The organism is Micromonospora globbae, from assembly GCF_036184225.1.
GTDB lineage: Bacteria > Actinomycetota > Actinomycetes > Mycobacteriales > Micromonosporaceae > Micromonospora > Micromonospora globbae.
Map to the genome: position 1 here is coordinate 5973314 of NZ_CP108084.1, position 16576 is coordinate 5989889.

General features: G+C 68.6%; 22 protein-coding genes. 7 read left to right on the forward strand and 15 right to left on the reverse strand.

Translation table 11 applies throughout. The features are described 5' to 3' along the window. Nucleotides 1-4: 4 nt before the first annotated feature. The 7 genes from OG994_RS27175 to OG994_RS27205 form a co-directional block, all read right to left on the reverse strand. Nucleotides 5-307, reverse strand: a complete 303-nt coding sequence (locus tag OG994_RS27175; RefSeq protein WP_328851417.1) for a hypothetical protein — start codon at nt 305-307, stop codon at nt 5-7. Then, complete coding sequence (locus OG994_RS27180) at nt 307-744, reverse strand: DUF6197 family protein (protein ID WP_328851418.1); 438 nt, start codon at nt 742-744, stop codon at nt 307-309. Before OG994_RS27180 ends, OG994_RS27175 begins: the two co-directional genes overlap by 1 nt. A gap of 85 nt (nt 745-829) precedes the next feature. Beyond that, nucleotides 830-1039, reverse strand: coding sequence for a hypothetical protein (locus tag OG994_RS27185; RefSeq protein ID WP_328851419.1), 210 nt, complete (start codon nt 1037-1039; stop codon nt 830-832). Continuing rightward, entirely contained in the window at nt 1036-1905 is an 870-nt protein-coding gene (locus tag OG994_RS27190) for an FtsK/SpoIIIE domain-containing protein (protein WP_328851420.1), read from the reverse strand. Before OG994_RS27190 ends, OG994_RS27185 begins: the two co-directional genes overlap by 4 nt. Before the next feature lie 87 nt (nt 1906-1992). Continuing rightward, nucleotides 1993-2142, reverse strand: coding sequence for a hypothetical protein (locus tag OG994_RS27195; RefSeq protein WP_328851421.1), 150 nt, complete (start codon nt 2140-2142; stop codon nt 1993-1995). A gap of 3 nt (nt 2143-2145) precedes the next feature. Then, complete coding sequence (locus OG994_RS27200) at nt 2146-3033, reverse strand: hypothetical protein (protein WP_328853808.1); 888 nt, start codon at nt 3031-3033, stop codon at nt 2146-2148. Between the two features lie 291 nt (nt 3034-3324). Beyond that, on the reverse strand, nt 3325-3645 hold the full coding sequence (locus tag OG994_RS27205) for a hypothetical protein (RefSeq protein ID WP_328851422.1): 321 nt from the start codon (nt 3643-3645) through the stop codon (nt 3325-3327). 155 nt (nt 3646-3800) lie between these two features. On the opposite strand from OG994_RS27205, the gene OG994_RS27210 reads away from it, so the two are divergent. Together OG994_RS27210 and OG994_RS27215 are read left to right on the forward strand one after the other, a co-directional pair. Next, entirely contained in the window at nt 3801-4592 is a 792-nt protein-coding gene (locus tag OG994_RS27210) for a GntR family transcriptional regulator (protein ID WP_328851423.1), read from the forward strand. Further along, nucleotides 4589-5338, forward strand: coding sequence for a glycosyltransferase family 2 protein (locus tag OG994_RS27215; protein WP_328851424.1), 750 nt, complete (start codon nt 4589-4591; stop codon nt 5336-5338). Before OG994_RS27210 ends, OG994_RS27215 begins: the two co-directional genes overlap by 4 nt. Nucleotides 5339-5369: 31 nt before the next feature. On the opposite strand, the gene OG994_RS27220 is transcribed toward OG994_RS27215, so the two are convergent. Continuing rightward, entirely contained in the window at nt 5370-5864 is a 495-nt protein-coding gene (locus OG994_RS27220; protein WP_328851425.1) for a flavin reductase family protein, read from the reverse strand. Nucleotides 5865-6072: 208 nt separating this feature from the next. Here OG994_RS27220 and OG994_RS27225 point away from each other — a divergent pair, with 208 nt between their 5' ends. Further along, the gene (locus OG994_RS27225) at nt 6073-6555 is read left to right on the forward strand and encodes a hypothetical protein (RefSeq protein ID WP_328851426.1); all 483 of its coding nucleotides are present in this window, start codon (nt 6073-6075) and stop codon (nt 6553-6555) included. Here OG994_RS27225 and OG994_RS27230 read toward each other — a convergent pair. The 3 genes from OG994_RS27230 to OG994_RS27240 all read right to left on the reverse strand — a co-directional run bounded on the left by OG994_RS27230 (nt 6552) and on the right by OG994_RS27240 (nt 8877). Continuing rightward, nucleotides 6552-6809: a hypothetical protein gene (locus tag OG994_RS27230; RefSeq protein ID WP_328851427.1), complete on the reverse strand. Its 258-nt coding sequence runs from the start codon at nt 6807-6809 to the stop codon at nt 6552-6554. The two genes, OG994_RS27225 and OG994_RS27230, sit on opposite strands and share 4 nt — an antisense overlap. A gap of 801 nt (nt 6810-7610) precedes the next feature. Next, nucleotides 7611-8027 carry a hypothetical protein gene (locus OG994_RS27235; protein WP_328851428.1) on the reverse strand — a complete coding sequence of 139 codons (417 nt, stop codon included), beginning with the start codon at nt 8025-8027 and terminating at the stop codon, nt 7611-7613. Nucleotides 8028-8157: 130 nt separating this feature from the next. Continuing rightward, complete coding sequence (locus OG994_RS27240; RefSeq protein WP_328851429.1) at nt 8158-8877, reverse strand: SDR family oxidoreductase; 720 nt, start codon at nt 8875-8877, stop codon at nt 8158-8160. A 100-nt stretch (nt 8878-8977) separates the two neighbouring features. On the opposite strand from OG994_RS27240, the gene OG994_RS27245 reads away from it, so the two are divergent. Together OG994_RS27245 and OG994_RS27250 are read left to right on the forward strand one after the other, a co-directional pair. Next, complete coding sequence (locus tag OG994_RS27245; RefSeq protein WP_328851430.1) at nt 8978-9841, forward strand: helix-turn-helix transcriptional regulator; 864 nt, start codon at nt 8978-8980, stop codon at nt 9839-9841. A 493-nt stretch (nt 9842-10334) separates the two neighbouring features. After that, nucleotides 10335-11114 (forward strand): transposase family protein, encoded by a 780-nt coding sequence (locus OG994_RS27250; RefSeq protein WP_328851431.1) that lies wholly within the window; start codon nt 10335-10337, stop codon nt 11112-11114. Between the two features lie 641 nt (nt 11115-11755). Here OG994_RS27250 and OG994_RS27255 read toward each other — a convergent pair. The 3 genes from OG994_RS27255 to OG994_RS27265 all read right to left on the reverse strand — a co-directional run bounded on the left by OG994_RS27255 (nt 11756) and on the right by OG994_RS27265 (nt 14217). Beyond that, nucleotides 11756-12160, reverse strand: a complete 405-nt coding sequence (locus tag OG994_RS27255) for a RidA family protein (RefSeq protein WP_328851432.1) — start codon at nt 12158-12160, stop codon at nt 11756-11758. 101 nt (nt 12161-12261) lie between these two features. Then, a complete protein-coding gene (gene mgrA, locus OG994_RS27260; RefSeq protein WP_204985228.1) occupies nt 12262-13293 on the reverse strand; it encodes an L-glyceraldehyde 3-phosphate reductase in 1032 nt (343 codons plus the stop codon). A gap of 69 nt (nt 13294-13362) precedes the next feature. After that, nucleotides 13363-14217: an aldo/keto reductase gene (locus OG994_RS27265; protein WP_120329565.1), complete on the reverse strand. Its 855-nt coding sequence runs from the start codon at nt 14215-14217 to the stop codon at nt 13363-13365. Between the two features lie 118 nt (nt 14218-14335). On the opposite strand from OG994_RS27265, the gene OG994_RS27270 reads away from it, so the two are divergent. Continuing rightward, complete coding sequence (locus OG994_RS27270) at nt 14336-15217, forward strand: LysR family transcriptional regulator (protein ID WP_328851433.1); 882 nt, start codon at nt 14336-14338, stop codon at nt 15215-15217. 38 nt (nt 15218-15255) lie between these two features. Here OG994_RS27270 and OG994_RS27275 read toward each other — a convergent pair whose 3' ends face one another. Beyond that, nucleotides 15256-16029: a MerR family transcriptional regulator gene (locus tag OG994_RS27275; protein WP_328851434.1), complete on the reverse strand. Its 774-nt coding sequence runs from the start codon at nt 16027-16029 to the stop codon at nt 15256-15258. A 124-nt stretch (nt 16030-16153) separates the two neighbouring features. Here OG994_RS27275 and OG994_RS27280 point away from each other — a divergent pair, with 124 nt between their 5' ends. Next, on the forward strand, nt 16154-16552 hold the full coding sequence (locus OG994_RS27280; protein WP_120329568.1) for a helix-turn-helix domain-containing protein: 399 nt from the start codon (nt 16154-16156) through the stop codon (nt 16550-16552). Nucleotides 16553-16576: the final 24 nt, after the last annotated feature.

Here is a 16576-nt window from a genome sequence, read left to right on the forward strand (position 1 = left end):
TCAGTCACGGCTTCTCACCGCCCCACCGCTGCTGGGCGGCTTGCTTGCTGATGCCGAGCCGTTGGCCGATCTCCGCCCACGAGTAGCCGAAGGCCCGCAGCCCGATCACGGCCTCACCGATCGCGTCGTCAATGGCCGAGGAGAGAGCGACCAGGTCGCGGAGGGCTTCCACGTCACCAGCGGCGACGCGTCGGCCGTGGGCGCGGATGATCCGGCGGGCGAACGCGGCGAACTCGTCGTTCTCGACGACCTCACGCCGCTTGCGCCGAATAGGGGTGTGCGTCAAGGACGCCTTGACGGTGAACATCAGTTCTCGCCTCCCTGCGTGTGGAGGCGGTCCCACTCCTTCGCGGCACCCTCAAGGGCCGCGATCACCTGCTCTGCGGTGCAGAGCGGGTCGTCGTTCCAGGAGTAGGGCGAGGTGTGTTCGTCGATGACGTAGCCGTCCTCGTCGACGAGGAACAGCGGGTAGTGGATGTCGAGGTAATCGACGAACGCGGCGAGCGCGGCGAGGTAGTCGGCGAGGGCGTCGCCGTCGAGCTGGGAGAAGTGCTCCACGGTGTGGCCGGCACACGCGATGCCGATGGCCCCGGCGGCACACGCCGGCGGGGTCGGGGTGTCGATGGTGGTGTCGTAGTAGGTGCCCTGGTGCCAGCCGTGCCGGCGCAGGTAGAGGGCAGCCATCCGCAGCAGGTCAGCAGTGGTGACTTGCGCGGTGGTGGGCGGTTTCTGGGTAGCCTTCATGGCAGCCACGTCCTTTCGGGGCTGTTGGTGGGAGGTCGGCAGGACCAGCTCTGCTGCCAGGCGTCGTCTGGTCCTGTCGGCCGATTTAGTTGGAGCGAAGCCGCAGGTAGCGGCGGTGACGGGTGTCCTCCGGCCCCATCTGGTGCGGGGCGGAGACGTAGACGAGCCGGCCGGTACGGCTGGCGACGTGGATCATCACGGCCAGATCGTCCGGGGTGCCGACGATCCACATCTCGGTGTATTGGGCGGCGCGTTGGTTGTTGGCCTTGGCGTAGGCCCGTTCGCGGGTGGTCATGCCACGGCCTCCCAGTCGGTGGGGCTGCCAGCCGGGGTGCTGGTGCCGGCGGGGCGACGGGTCCAGGCGGCGTAGTCGGCGATGTTGTAGATGTCGGTGTCGGTGAGGTAGGCGGCCTTGATGCGGCGGGGAACGCCGCCTTCGGCGAGGAGGTAGGCCGCGCCCTGGTTGGTGGGTGAGATGTCGGAGGCGGTGTAGCCCTGCTCGGCCCAGCCTTGGCCGAGGATGATGTTCGAGCTGTTCAGCGAGGTGCAGCGGAACGCGGCCCGGTAGCCGAACAGGTCCCGCAGGCTGGCGGGGATGATGTCCCAGGACGGCCGTTGGGTGGCGGCGACGACGGGCATGCCACAGGCCCGGCCGAGCGACACAAGGCCCCGGAGGAGGGACGAGAACTCTTCCTGCTGGGCTTTGGTGCCCAGGACGGTGGAGTACATGGCGAGTTCGTCGATGATGGTGACGATGACCGACATGCCGTCGCCGGGGGCGAGCTTGCGGCGCCGGTTGGCCAGCAGCCAGGTGTAGCGGTTGGTGGCGACGACCAGGAGGCGACGTAGCACCTCGATGCCCTGGTCGATGTCGGGGCCGATGAACGCGTCGGCCAGGTCGCGCCAGGGGCCGAGTTCGACGAGTTTGGCGTCGAAGAGCACGAGGCGGGTGTTGTCGCACAGCGCGCCGTGGCCGCAGATGTTGTTGACCAGGCCGGACTTACCGCCGCCCGGTTCTCCGGCGATGAGGATGTTGCGGTAGATGACGTCCAGGTAGACGGGCTGGCCGAACTCGTCGATGCCGATGAAGATCGGGTCGAACATCGACAGGCCAGGACCCACCGGCACCCCAGCAGCGGGGGCGGATGATGTGGCTGTCATGGTGCCCTCCCTTTGGGCGGGTTGGTGGGCGCGAGGAGCCACACGAACGAGCCCGTAGGGCTCCTCGCGTCCCGGGGTTGGTTGGGGTCAGATCACGCCGTCGTCGTGCTGCTCGTCGTGCCTGTCGGCGTCGAGCTCGGCGTCACGGCGGTAGTCCCACGACCGGCCGTCGCGGCCGCAGGCGTAGCAGTGGAAGTAGAAGCCGTCGGTGGCCTCGTCGTACTCGATCTGCGTCATGGGTCAGATCCAGTCCGACACGTCGTCCTCAGGCGTCGAGGACGCAGCCGCGGGCTTGCTGCCGTTGGCCGTGCTGGCCGGCGGCTTCTTGCCGGCGGGCTTGCCCTGGGCCGGGAGGGTGATCGTCGGCGCGTCGACGTCCGGCAGGTCCAGGGCGGTGGGCACCGTCAACGGCGACGCCGAGACGGGCGCGTTCCGGTCGATGGCGTCGACCAACGGGGAGCCCACGTGGGCGGTGAGCACCTCACGGCGCTTGATGTCGAACCGCAGATACGCGGCGTTGGTCTCCGAAGCGCGCTCGATGAGCACGGTGGAGGCGTGACAGGTCACGGCGATCTTGTCGAGGCGGGATTCCAGGTCCTTGGCCGACAAGCCAGGCCGCAGGTACACCCAGACCCGCTCACCGACCGGCGTGGGACGCGCCCACAGGATCAGCGGCAGGCTGCCGGACTGGTTGGCGATGATGAACTGTGCGAAGCACACGCGCAGCCGGTGCCGCACGACCAGGCACCACGCCCAGGCGATCACCTGACGGCGAACCGCCGGGATGGCGGCGGGGACGCCGACGACCAGGGCGACGACGAGCAGCATCACCACGGTCGAGGTGTGGTTGGCCAGCTGCACCCAGCCGGTCAGCAGCAGCACCGCCAAAACAATTTCGGTCGTCCACCACCACAGCAGGCGAAGGACCGGCCAGACGCGGACGAGCAGCCAGACGGCCGCACCGCACGGGACGCCGATCAGGGCACCCACGATCAGAGCCACGATCGGGTGCCAGTACGCGGCGGCCACCACGGCGGACAGAACGCCGACGATGACCGCCGTCAGGATGAACGCCACTTTGGCGTTGCGGGCGGAGGAACGGTGAACCTTGGCCTCGATGACCGTCACCGTTCCGGTTGACTTGCCGGCGAACCGGCGAGGGCTAGACTTGGACACGACGAGTCCTCCCAATCGCGAGTTGGGATCGGATGAGTGGATGGCACCGGGGTCGGCAGATGTAGGAGTCAGTACCGACCCCGGGCCAATTTCCTTTCGTCACCACCGCCGGTGGCGACCAGGCCGGGAGCGTAGGAGTCAGGAACACTCCCGGACCGTTCAGAGGTTGGTCAGCGGACCAGTCAGGCCGCTTCAGCGAGCCACGGACACCAGCGGCTCACACAGCACGACGTGCGAAGAGACCTACTTGCCAGCCGACGTGCCAGTCTTCGGCTTCAGCGACACCGCCCGGAACGCGACGCCGTTACGCCCGTTGGTCGCCCACGGAATGGCCTCCAACTGCTCGACCTCGACGAAGTCACCCACCTTCACCGCCGGCTTCTCACCCGCCGTGGTGATGGTGATGACCTCGCCGCCCGTCTCGTCGAGAACGAAGACCTGGGTGGACCACATGGGCCGGCCCGTGTTCTTCTCGGACTTCTGCTGACCGTTCTGGTCGTTCTTCGGCTCCGGGTCCCTCGACGCCGTCACCTGCTTGCGCGTGGTGTCCACGTACAGCTTCACGGGCTGTCTCCTGTCATTCGGGGCACCGCATGTCGGTGCGCTTCCGTAGTCTTCATGTCTTCATGAAGACATGAACACCATAGGTTGCAGTTGTTCGATGCGTCAAGACTTCATGAAGACCTAAACTGGTGGGCGACATGAGGAGGGGTTGGGACGTGGCCAAATGGGAGCGGATCGCCGCAGACTGGCGAGAGAAGATCCACTCCGGTGAACTCCAGCCGGGCATCAAGCTGCCGAACGAGCAGGCGTTGAAGGCTGAGTACGGCGTGAGCCTGCCGGTTGTCCGCCAAGCCCTGGACACCTTGGAAGCCGAAGGGCTCGTGGACCGCCTACACGGACGAGGCACCTTCGTCCGAGCACCACGTCAGCCTGTGCGGCGCTCGCCCGAGAGGTACCAATGGGAGAAAGACCGCGCGCGACTGCCTGAATCCCAGCGGCGCCGGACGGGTGCGACGGAGCGCGACACTGGCTTGACCATGCAGGACTTGGAGTTCTCGGCGGAGTACCGCACCGTGCCGGCGAGCGCCGAGCTGGCACGCACGTTCGGCGTTCCGGTAGGCGCGAAGATGCTGCAACGCATCTACCGGACCGGCTCCCGGCGAGAAAGGGTCCCGCTGAGCCTCAACACCTCGTACATGGTCTATGACGTGGCCGCGGAGAATCCGGCTCTGCTCGACGCACACAACGAACCATGGCCGGGCGGCACTCAGCACCAGCTACTCACCATCGGCATTGAGCTTGACCGGATCGTTGACGAGATCACCGCCCGGCCACCCCGACCCGAGGAAGCGGAGGCGTTGAGCCTGCCGCCTGGAGTGTCGGTGCTCATTCTCCGGAAGATCTCCATCGACACCAACGACTGCGTGGTTGAGGTCTCGAACGTTGTTCTCCCGGGCGACCGAACCGAATTCGTCTACACGACGAAGCTGGCGCGGTGGTCGGAGTGAGAAGACTGATCTCGGTCATCACACCTGTACACGGGCCTAGCATCCCCTACCTCGCCGACTCGTACGAATCACTGCGCTCCCAGGAGCTGCCAGAGGGTTGGGACTGGCAATGGCTGGTCCAGGAGGACGGCCGCACTGGTGCCGTAGCGGCTGCCTTGCCCGCTGACTCCCGCATCTTCGTTGCGACCGGCAAGCCGGGCGGTCCTGCCGTCGCTCGCAACATGGCCATGGCCCGTAGTGATGGTGCTCTCTTGCGCGTTCTCGATGCCGACGACCAGCTCACCCCTGGCGCTCTGGCACGCGAGATCGATGCCCTTACTAGCCACCCGGATGTTGGCTGGACGACATCGAGTGTCCTTGACCTGATGCCGGACGGATCAACTGTCGGGTGGCAGCACGCGGACCCGCCCGGAGGGAAGCTGCGACGGACCGATGTGCTCAACTACTTCCAGCAGAACAGCTACCGGCTACCAGTGCATCCGGCAACCCTGTGCATTCGGCGAGAGCTAGCTTTCGCGTTGGGTGGGTGGATGGCCTTGCCCGGCGGCGAAGACACCGGCTTGTTGCTCGCGGCCTCCGTGGTTGCGGACGGATTCTTCATCACCGAATCAGGCTTGCTGTACCGGAAGCACCCGGACCAGATCACCGGCCAGGCCGACTGGACCGAACCGAGCGAGTGGATGCCTCGTATGCGGCTGATCGAGGCACGCGCTCTCGCGCTTCAACGCCTCTGGCAACAGCGCTAACCGTACCTGGACTGATCGAGAAGCATGAGTTCTAGGCCTCGTGGCCGGCGCTCAGGTCCGCGACGGCGGAGAACATCAGCGGTGGCGGGCCAGGCTCACCGGCAGCCCACAGGGGTTCGAGTAGGAACCCCGTGTGATTGCCCCACACAGCCCGGTCGAGGATCTTGCCGACGAACCGGCGGGGGCAGTCGTCGATGATCGGAACGCCCGATGCGCCCGGTTGCCACGCGCACCGGTCGAACTTGTCCACCTCATCACCGGTCCGGCCGCCGAACAGCTCAGCGAGATCACGCTGATCGTCAGCCAGACTATGTACGGCCAGGAGTTCAGCGTTCATGGCGACCCGGTACGTGTGATTGTTCTGCGACAGCCACACCACGAACCGGTCGGGTTCGATACTGCACTGCGAGGCGAAGCCCACCAAGCAGCCCGCACGCTCACCCGATCTTGGGTCGACGGTGGTGACGACGAACATCGGGCTGTCCAGCCCGTCTAGGAACGGATAGAGGTCACCGCGCTTACCCATGAGTGCCTCCTACTGAGACGGTGCCGTCATCGTAAGTACGAACCGAATTGGTCGCTCGACAGGCCGAGTCGGTCGCTGGCTGTAGATGGAAAGCCAAGATCGGCATATGTTGCCGTACATGGGACCAGGGGAGGGATCGGCTCTGCCGCATCGTCGGGCGGCCCGCAAGCCGGCACTTGTCCGCTCACCGCGTCACTGGCCATGGGTAGTGCTCTCGCTTGTCGCGGTGCTGTGTACAGGGATCGTCGCCGTTCCGGTGTCGTGGGCTGTTCTGAAGCAGGCCGAGGCAGAGCGCGGTGAAGCCAGCCCGGACGCTGCGGTGAACGTGTATGTGCTCCAGATGAGCAGCGGCGAGGAGTTGGGGCTGTCACGGGTGCTGGCCGCGAGGCACCATGACGAACTGCTGCGGCAGTGGCGCCACTACCGCGGCGAGATGCAGCGTGGCGAGGTGCCGTCGAAGCTTGGGACGGTTGGACCGATCGACGTCGACAGCCAGGGCGAAGGCCGGGCGACGGTGACGGTGCACGTCAGGGCGATCTGGTGGAGGGGTCAGACGATTCTCAACGGCACCGAACAGCCGTGGCGGTTCGAGGCCCGGCGGGACGACGGCGGCTGGCGGGTGTGGGCGGCGAACCTGCCGCCATGGTGCGGTGTACACGTCCGGGCAGATGCATGCGGCGGGCAAGGTTAGTCACTGCGCCGGCGGTTGGACTCCTGCCGCATCGCCTCCGTGAGATCACGCCACGTGCCGGCCGAGGCTTTCATCATCCGGTCGACCATTGCCCGCGCGGATCCCTCGTCGTTGAAGTCGTGGATGATCTCGCGCCCTCCATCACCGCCGAGGCGGCCGCGAACCCGCCAGAGCCGGCCGTCGGAAGTCAGCCAGATGTCCCGTCGGGCCAAGCGGCCCCAACTCCCGTTCCACCATCGACCACGTACCTCCACCCGAAGGAGAGTAGTCGTACACACGTACGAGCCGACCGGCAGCCGGCGATGTGTTCAAAGTTTCTGTACGTCTTCAAGGCGGCCCGCAACGGGCCGCACGCGCCGCCGCCTGGGCGCGCGCCGGCCGCTGCCGCTGTCGCTTTGCGGCCGTCACGCCGGATGCCCGGCGGCTGGCGCGGAGAGCGGGGAGCCCGGAGGGCCGCCGCAGAACGACAGACTGTTGACCGGGGAGGTGGTGGGCCGGCAGCCGGCCGGGCCGCGCGGCCAGCAGCCCGCGCGGCTTAGGGGAGGGCACGTCGGCCGCGTCGGCGAGTTGGCGGCGGTCGCGGGGTTGCGGTTAGTGCGCCTCCGGCGGGGGCGCTCCGGCTCCAGGATGGCCGGGGCTCCGTCGGCGGGTCACGGTCCGTGGGTGGTTGCGGTGGCCATCCCGCCTGCCCTCGACCCGGGCGAGCCGAGCAGACCACCGCCCGACCCGCCAGCGTCCGAACCTGCGTCAAGGTCCGCTTGATGTGGCGGGCCGGGCGGCGGCCCGCTCCCCAAGAGGGCGGGTCGATGGCCGACGGGATGGCCCGGTGTTGCAGTGACCGGGCAAGCTGTCTCGTCTGCAAGCGTCTCGGCGAGCAAGGGTGCTTCGCATCGCTTCGCGACGGCCCTGCGGGCCGCCCTTGGCCCCGGAGCCTCTGCGATCCCCTCGCGTCGGCTATTGCCGGCAGGCCGGGGCCTGCCCGGGGTACACGTGCCGCAACCCCACCACGGCCTCATCGCAGTAGACCTGCGGGCTCTGGTCAAAGGTTCCGATTGTCAGCCCTTGTCGCGCTGCGTCGGTTGCACCCATCGTCGCAGCGCGTCGATCGTGGTTTCCGGTGAGGTGTTGAAGCAAAACTTGATACCCGGCTGCATCTCATTGAGCACATTTACGAGCCGTTCGAACAGCAGGGTGTGCTCGGGTGCCATCCGCACACCTGCCCCGATCATCGCGACTCGAAACGACCCTGTGGCGGCACACTCGCGCACCTTCGCCTCGGCCTCGTCCGGCACAGCAGGCACCTGGCACGACACGAAATCGAATCCGGCCACGCGCAGCGCAGCCTCGCCCGCCTCGATTCGTGCGGCCAGAGTCGCCTCGTCCAGACCGGGGTACCGGCTGTAGTCCACGGTGCTCGGATGCAACCCGATCGACAGGATGTCGCTCCCCTTGCTCGAATCACGGTCTCCCACAGTGCTCACCATTCTTGTCTCGATCCCACACCCATACAATCAGACACAGGATCAGCGGCGGGGACACGCGGTGCCGATCCCGCGCCCATTGATCCGGACGTCAGCGGTCCGCGGAAGCGGACGGCCACGGTCACCACGGAACGGGGCCGGTGCGGTCGAAGAACCCACCGGTCGGTCCGTCGGGGCCGATATCGGCCAGCCGTACGATTGCATCGGTCCCTTCGGTCACCGTTTGGAAACCCGAATTGTTGGTCATGTCGGTGGCGGTGTAGCCGGGATCGACCGCATTGATCTTGATATTACTCAATGCGCTGGCGTATTGAGTGGTGATCATGTTAAGTGCCGATTTCGACGCCGGATAAGCGAGAGTGGGGGGCACTAATCCGCTCAGGCTTGGATCGGTGATTGTGGCGACCGATCCCATTCCGCTGGACACCATCACGATCCGGGGGTGCTCGGCGGCGCGTAGCAGTGGCAGGAACGCGTGTGTCACTCGGACCGGGCCAAACACGTTCACCTCGAACACCTCCCGCAGATCGAACGCCGGGGTATCGGCCGGAGCGCTGTTCGTGCCACCGATGCCGGCGTTGTTCACCAATACGTCCAGCCGCCCCGCACGCGCCTTCACCGTTCCGGCAGCCGCGATGACGGATTCATCCGAGGTCACATCGAGCGGTACGAACTCCACGTTCAACCCGTCGCCGACCAGCTCGGCCGCCGCCGCCATGCCGCGCGTCGTGTCCCGCGCGGCGAGGAACACCTGCCAGCCCAGCCCCGCGAGCCTACGTACGGTTTCGCGTCCCAGCCCTTTGTTCGCCCCGGTAACCAGAGCAGTCGTCGTTGATGCCATGCCGATAGCGTCCCCGCCGCGTCTGCCGCCCGCCAGGGCTGCCCAGGCATGGGACCCGCGGTACCACCCCCAGGCTTCAGTGCTGCGGCAGGATGGATGCGTGGACAAAGCCGAACTGGCGGCGGTGCTGCGCACCGCACGCGCACGGGTGAGACCGGTCGACGTCGGCCTCTCGACCGGGCCGCGCAGACAGGTACCGGGGCTGCGCCGCGAAGAGGTCGCTCAGCTGGCGGGCCTCAGCGTCGACTACGTGGTCCGGCTCGAGCAGGGACGCGGCCCCAAACCCTCCAGCCAGGTACTCGGCGCGCTGACCAGGGTATTGCGACTCAGCGACAGCGACCGCGACCTCGTATTCCGGCTGGCCGGATCCGAGCCGCCGCAGGCCGGACGCGTCCCGATGCTGATACGTCCGAGCGTGCTGCGGCTCCTGGATCGGATGTCGGACCTGCCCGCCGTGGTGTTGTCGGCCAAGTCCGATATCCTCGCCTGGAATCCCCTTGCTGCCGCGCTCTTCGGCGACTTCTCCGAATGGCCACCCGCGCAACGCAATCTCATTCGGCAGCGCTTTCTGAGCACCGACCCGGACCGAATAACGCTGACACCGGAGGAGGAGGCGGCAACGGCCGCCCACTGCGTCGGGTGCCTGCGAACCGCCCAGGCCCGCTACCCCGGCGACCCCGACCTCAACCGCCTCATCGCCGATCTGCGCTCCGGCAGCAACCGGTTCGACGACCTGTGGCGAGCCGGGCGTTCGGAACAGTTACGCGCCACCACAACAACCATCCAGCACCCCGAACTCGGGCCGCTCATCCTCGACTGCGACACCCTCCTGGTACCGGACGCCGATCAAACTCTCATTGTCTACTCGGCCGCACCCGGCACACCCGAAAGCTCGGCGCTCGACCTGCTCCGCGTCACCGGCACCGAACGATTCACCCCACTGTCTGCGCGGCAGGCGGGATGACGGTCGAGTAGCGGCTCTGGCAGCTCGTGCCCGATGCGTGCCCGATGCAGAGGTCAACACCGGCTCACGCTGGGCACGTCGACGGCCTCAACCCGAACGTTACGCATTTCTCGACCAGCCGGCGCGGCTACCCACCGTGTGAATCAATCCGATTCCCAAGCTGACACTGCGCGACCTCCGTCGCCGGGGCAGGGTTTCGGCGGGTGGCAGAACGGGTCACCGGGTGGGCTAAGTCCTTCGCGATCTGCTCGACCGTCACGCCCGGATCATGGTCACGGGCCACCCGCAGACATCATCGCGGAACTCACGAGGGTAGGGCTTGGGCACAGCGACGTCCTTCCAGCCCGCCACCAGCGCAAGCCATCTCGGTCGTCACCTACCGGTGCAGCAGACCCCAAGCCTCCTGCTGTCGTGAAAGCGAGTATGAGGCGACTAAGGGACGTCTCGTAACCCCGGTGTCTGTCTGCTGAGGACGATCATCGAGGATGCCTGGGTGCAGGTGATCTCCGCAGCCCGGACCGAGTGGATTTTTCCGTTCACCGGGCTGCAGCCCGCCCAGTTCCGGCGGCTGGTCCGCCTGGTCGCCGAGCGGGGCGGGGATGCCATCGCTGACGGCCGGCCGGGCCGGCAGTGGGCACTCGACCTGCCCGACCGGGTGCTGCTGGTGGCCGCGTACTGGCGGACCAACCTGACGATGCGACAGATCGGCCCGCTGTTCGGGGTGTCGCACTCTGCTGCGCACCGGGTCATCGACACCCTCGGCCCGCTCCTCGCACTGGCGCCGGCGCGGCGGCGGCCGGCCGAGCAGATCGCCATCGTCGACGGCACCCTGATCCCGACCCGGGACCACCGACTGGCCGCTCCGAGCAAGAACTACCGCTACTCGACGAACCTGCAGGTTGCCATCGACGCCAGCACCCGCCTGGTCATCGCCCTCGGCGACCCGCAGCCAGGCAATCGCAACGACACGATCGTCTACCGCACCTCGGGCATTGATCAGAAGCTGGACGGGCGACCGGTCATGGCCGACGGCGGCTACCAGGGCAACCGCGAGGTGATCATGCCGTATCGCAAGCCACGCGACGGCAGCCCGCTACCGGGCTGGAAGCAAGACCTCAACGCCCAGCACCGCACCGTCCGAGCGCAGGTCGAACACGCCCTGGCCAGGATGAAGTGCTTCAAGATCCTGCGCGACTACCGCCGCGCCGCCCGCACATTGGCCGACACCGCTTCCGGTATCGCCCACCTGCACAACACCATCCTGGCAGGGTGACCGGCCACCCCCTACCGGGCAACGCCTTCACCGAGTTACGAGACGTCCTTTAGTGTTCTTTTCGGCTCCACCTCTAAGCCTCCAGACGATGTCACCCTCAGCCCATCGGCTCGACGACAGATCCGATTGGCTTTGACGATCATGAGGAAGCATGGCTGGCAGCCTGCCACATGGGCGGGAACAGCATGATGGAGGCGCTCTTTAGTCCGCCGCGCGGTATGTGGTTGCTCTTCTCTGCCGCTTTGGCACCGCCGAATACGCCGCTGGGCGATCTCACCGACTTCTTCACCTGACAGCCACGGCACTGAGGAGCTGCTCGACGGCCATGCCCCACGGCAGCGTCAGCAACCGGGTCGCCGGCATCCGTGGGTTCAGGACGTCCACGACGATCGGGACCAGGACCAGAAGCAGGGGACAAACGGGTCAGTCTGACGGGCCGGCGGCACGGCTGTCGACAGCAACGCTGACAGCAACGCCGCCGGACGGCGGCACGCTGGCGAGCGCAGGGACGGACAGAGCTTCGACCTTGCAGCCGTTCCCGGACGTGTGCGGATGCGGTGCACAGAGCTTGTAAGCGAGATGTCGCCGGTTCGATCCCGGCCGGGGGCTCCAGATCCACCAGGCACGCTCGCACGTGGGGTCTAGCGGTCGGCGATCGCGGCGACCGCCTCGACCTCGATCAGCAGATCTGGTCGGAACAGACCTGCCACCTGGACGAGCGAGCTGGTCGGCGGCCGTTCCACGTTGACGAACTCGTCCCGTACCGCGCGTACGGTCGCCAGCGCGGAGGTGTCGACGACGTAGATGGTGAGCTTGAAGACGTCGTCCCAGGTCGCGCCCGCGGCGGTCAGGGCCAAGCCGACGTTCTGCATCGCCTGGCGTGTCTGGGCCTCCCAGTCGCCAGCGGGCCCAGGGGTGCCGTCGGCGGCGATCGGCACCTGACCCGACGTCCAGACCAGCCGGTGGCCCGGACCGATGGTGGCGACGTGGCTGTACCCGTTGGGCTGCGGGAGCGTCGGCGGCGTGGCGAAGTCGATGTCGGCCATGGCGATCACCCTAGGTCGGCCGCGGACACCGATCCGGGCCGGCCACCGTGGCGGCCGGCCGAACGGGACGTGGTTCGGGGGGCCGGACGGGACGCGGCTGGTCAGGCCGAACTCGACGTAGCCCAGAGGTTGATCCCCGACTCGGTGGCGTACCTGTCGATCTCGGTCAGCTCCTCGTCGGTGAACGTGGGCTTCTCCAGCGCCGCCACGTTCGCCTCCAACTGGGCGACGCTGCTCGCGCCGAGCACCGTCGAGGTCATCCGCGCGTCGCGCAGCGTCCAGGCGATCGCCATCTGGGCGAGGCTCTGCCCGCGTCGGGCGGCGATGGCGTTCAGGGCCCGGATCTTGCCCAGGTTCTCGTCGGTCAGCCACTCGGGGAACAGGGAGCTCTGCGCGCGTGCTCGCGAGTCGGCGGGCACCCCGTCGAGGTAGCGGTCGGTGAGCATGCCCTGGGCCAGGGGCGAGAAGCCGATGCAGCCCACGCCCTCCCGCTCCAGCACGTCGAGCAGGCCGTCCTCGATCCAGCGGTTCAGCATCGAGTACGACGGCTGGTGGATCAGCAGGGGCGTGCCGAGGTCGCGGAGGATCTTCGCCGCCTCGGCGGTGCGGGCCGGCGAGTACGACGAGATGCCGACATAGAGCGCCTTGCCGGCCCGTACAGCCGCGTCCAGCGCACCCATCGTCTCTTCCAGCGGGGTGTCCGGGTCGAAGCGGTGGGAGTAGAAGATGTCGACGTACTCCAGGCCCATCCGGCGCAGCGACTGGTCCAGCGACGCCGTCAGGTACTTGCGGGAGCCCCACTCCCCGTACGGGCCGGGCCACATGTCGTACCCGGCCTTCGTGGAGATGACCAGCTCGTCGCGGTACGGGCGGAAGTCGCCGGCCAGGATCCGGCCGAAATTCTCCTCGGCCGACCCGTACGGCGGGCCGTAGTTGTTGGCCAGGTCGAAGTGGGTGATGCCCAGGTCGAAGGCGCGGCGCAGGATGGCCCGCTGGGTCTCCAGGGGCCGGTTGCCGCCGAAGTTGTGCCAGAGCCCGAGCGAGACGGCGGGCAGCTTCAGGCCGCTGCGGCCGCACCGGCGGTACTCCATGCTGCCGTACCGTTCCGGCGCGGCGACGTACGTGCTGTCCACTGCTCTCCTTCGTCTGGGTCGGGGGCGGTGGCGGCGCGGCGCCACCGCCCCCGTTCGGCGGGTCGGGGCTCAGCCGAGGCTGGCGAGTTCGTCGGCGGTGAGGGTGAGCTCGGGCGCCTGGGCCGAGTCGCGGATGGTCTCCGGGCGGCTGGCGCCGGGGATCGGGATGACCACCGGGGACTTGGCCAGCTGCCAGGCGAGGCAGACCCGCTGCGGGCTGACTCCGTGGCGCTCGGCGATCGCCGCGAAGGCGGCGGCGTGCCCGCCCAACTGGTCGGCGCGGCCGATGCCGCCCAGCGGGGACCACGGCAGGAACGCGATGCCGAGCTGGTCGCACAGCTCCAGTTCCGGTTCGGAGGAGCGGAAGGCCGGCGAGAACTGGTTCTGCACCGACACCAGCCGGCCGCCGAGGATCTCCTGGGCCTCGCGGATCTGGTCCGGGTCGGCGTTCGAGATGCCGGCCATGCGGATCTTGCCCTCGTCGAGCAGGTCGCGGATGGCGCCGATGGATTCGGCGTACGGGACCTTCGGGTCCGGGCGGTGGTGCTGGTAGAGGCCGATGGCGTCCACACCGAGCCGCTTGAGCGACGCCTCACACGCCCGCTTCAGGTACTCGGGGGAGCCGTTGATCGTCCAGCTGCCGTCGCCCGGCCGCAGGTGCCCGCCCTTTGTGGCGACCAGCACGTGCGACGTGTCGCCGCCGTAGGTGGCCAGCGCCCTGGCGATGAGCGACTCGTTGTGGCCCACCTCGTCGGCGTGCAGGTGGTACGCGTCGGCGGTGTCGATCAGGTTGATCCCGGCGTCCAGCGCGGCGTGGATGGTACGGATCGAGCGCTCCTCGTCCGGCCGGCCCTCGATGGACATCGGCATGCCACCGAGACCGATCGCGCTCACCTGAACGTCGCCGATGCGGCGGCTTTGCATGGCACGAACCTCCTCGTCACGGGGCCGCCCTCGCGGCGCCCGCTCCAGCCTTCAACGGGACGGCCCCCGCCGTCCAACAGCAGAAACCGCTCAGATTCAGCACCTAGACTGCTCAGTCGTGGAACTGCGGCACCTTGAGTACTTCGTGGCCGTCGCCGAGGAGCGGCACTTCACCCGAGCGGCGGAGCGGATGCGCGTGGCGCAGTCCGGATTATCCGCTTCCATCCGTGCCCTGGAGCGGGATCTCGACGCCGAGCTCTTCGTGCGCAGCACCCGCCGGGTCGAGCTGACCGACGCGGGGCGGGCCCTGCTCGCCGAGGCGCACCGGACGCTCGCCAGCGCCGCGGCGGCCCGCGACGCCGTGGCCGCCGTGCGGGGGCTGTTGCGGGGCAGCCTCACCGTCGGCACCGAGCAGTGCCTCGGCGTCATCGACCTGCCCCCGCTGCTGGCCGCGTTCCGCCGGGCGCATCCCGGCGTGGAGATCCGGCTGCGCCACGCCGGCTCGGGACACGTCGTCGAGCAGATCCGGCTGGGCCGGCTCAACGTGGGGTTCGTGGCGCTCCCCGGCCCCGCCCCGGACGGCGTACGGCTCGTGCCGCTGGCCGCCGAGCGGATGGTGCTGCTCTGCCACCCCGCGCACCCGTTCGCCGAGCGGGACACCGTCGACGTGGCCGCGCTCGCCGGCGAGGACTTCGTCGACTTCAGCGCCGACTGGGGCGCCCGGCGCGTCAACGACCAGACGTTCGCGCAGGTCGAGCGCCGGATCTCGGTCGAGGTCAACGACGTGCACACCCTGCTGGACTTCGTCCACCAGGATCTCGGCGTGGCCCTCGTGCCCGCCCCGGTGACCCGGAAGGCGCACGCCAAGGGGCTGCACGTGGCGACGCTCGCGGCGGAGGACGCGCCGGCGTGGCAGGTCTCGATCGCCGTGCCGACGGCCGCGCCGCCCGGCCCGGCCACCGTCGAGCTGCTGCGGATGGCCGGGGCCGGGCAGGTCTGACCGGCGCGGTGGACATCGGCCCGCCGGCCGACCCGCGGTCAGCCCGCCTCGACGGCGAGCCGGGCCCGGCGCAGGTACTCCACGGCGCCGACGAAGTCGTCGGCGGGCCACGGCATCCGCTGGCTGATCTCCTCGCGGTGGTCGTCCCAGAAGCGGCGCGCCGACGCCTGTTCCCGTGGTCCGTCGGTGCCGAGCAGCGCGCCCAGGGCGCTCCACCGGCCGGCCAGCTCGCGTACGGCCGGGTCGGTCACCGGCGTCCCGGCGCGGTGGTGCCGGATCGCCTCCGCGATCAGGGTGCCCGCCTCGGCGCGGGCAGCGTCCACGGCCTCGGTGCCCAGGGCGTCGCGGCGCTCGGCGAGCCGGTCACGCTGGTCCTCGGTGAAGTACCGCTCGTACATCGACATCGTCTCCAGGGTCGTGAGGAACCGTTCGGGCTGCGGCACGTCCTCGGCGTCCAGCTGTGCCACCAACTCGCCGAGCTGGGACTCCAGCCGGGCGAGCCGCGCGACCTGGGCCCGTACCTCGCCCAGCTGCGCGGTGAGGAGCCGCCGCAGGTCCGCCGGTTCCCCGTCGGTGCGGTCGAGCACCCCGGCGATCTCCGGCAGTGACAGGCCGAGCTGGCGCAGCGCGCGGACGCGGTACAGCCGCCGTACGTCGGCCGCCGTGTACCGGCGGTGCCCCCGCGCGGACCGCTCGCCCGGCGAGACCAGGCCGAGCGCGTCGTAGTGGTGCAGTGTGCGGACCGTGAGGCCCGTCGCGCGGGCCAGCTCGCCCACGCTCCACCGCTGTCCGACCTCGTGCCGACCACCCATGCGGCCACGCTATGACCTGCCGTTACGTCAGGAGCAAGCCCGCGGCCGGCACCGGCCCGGCCGTCCGTCGAGCCGGCCGGGTCCGGGGACTAGCCTGTCGGGTGACGGCACGCGGAGGGGACCGATGAGCAGGGCGGTCGAGGAATCCAACCGGGCGATGCTGCGCGCCCGGGACGCCATGGACCGGGCGTACGCCGACCCGCTGGACATCCCCGCGCTGGCCCGCATCGCCCACGTGTCCGAGGCGCACTTCATCCGCACGTTCCGCGCCACGTTCGGCGAGACCCCGCACCGCTACCTCCAGCGGCGGCGGGTCGAGCGGGCCATGTACCTGCTCGTGCAGACCGAGCAGGACATCACCGACATCTGCTTCGCCGTCGGGTTCAGCAGCCTCGGCACGTTCAGCCGCACGTTCCGGCAGATCGTCGGGGAGTCCCCGACGGAGTACCGCAGGCGCAAGGTGCCGGCGAACGTGCCGACCTGCTTCACGAAGGCCTGGACCAGACCCAGCAGTTTTGGATAAGCAGCAGGTCGGTGCGGCCCTCTA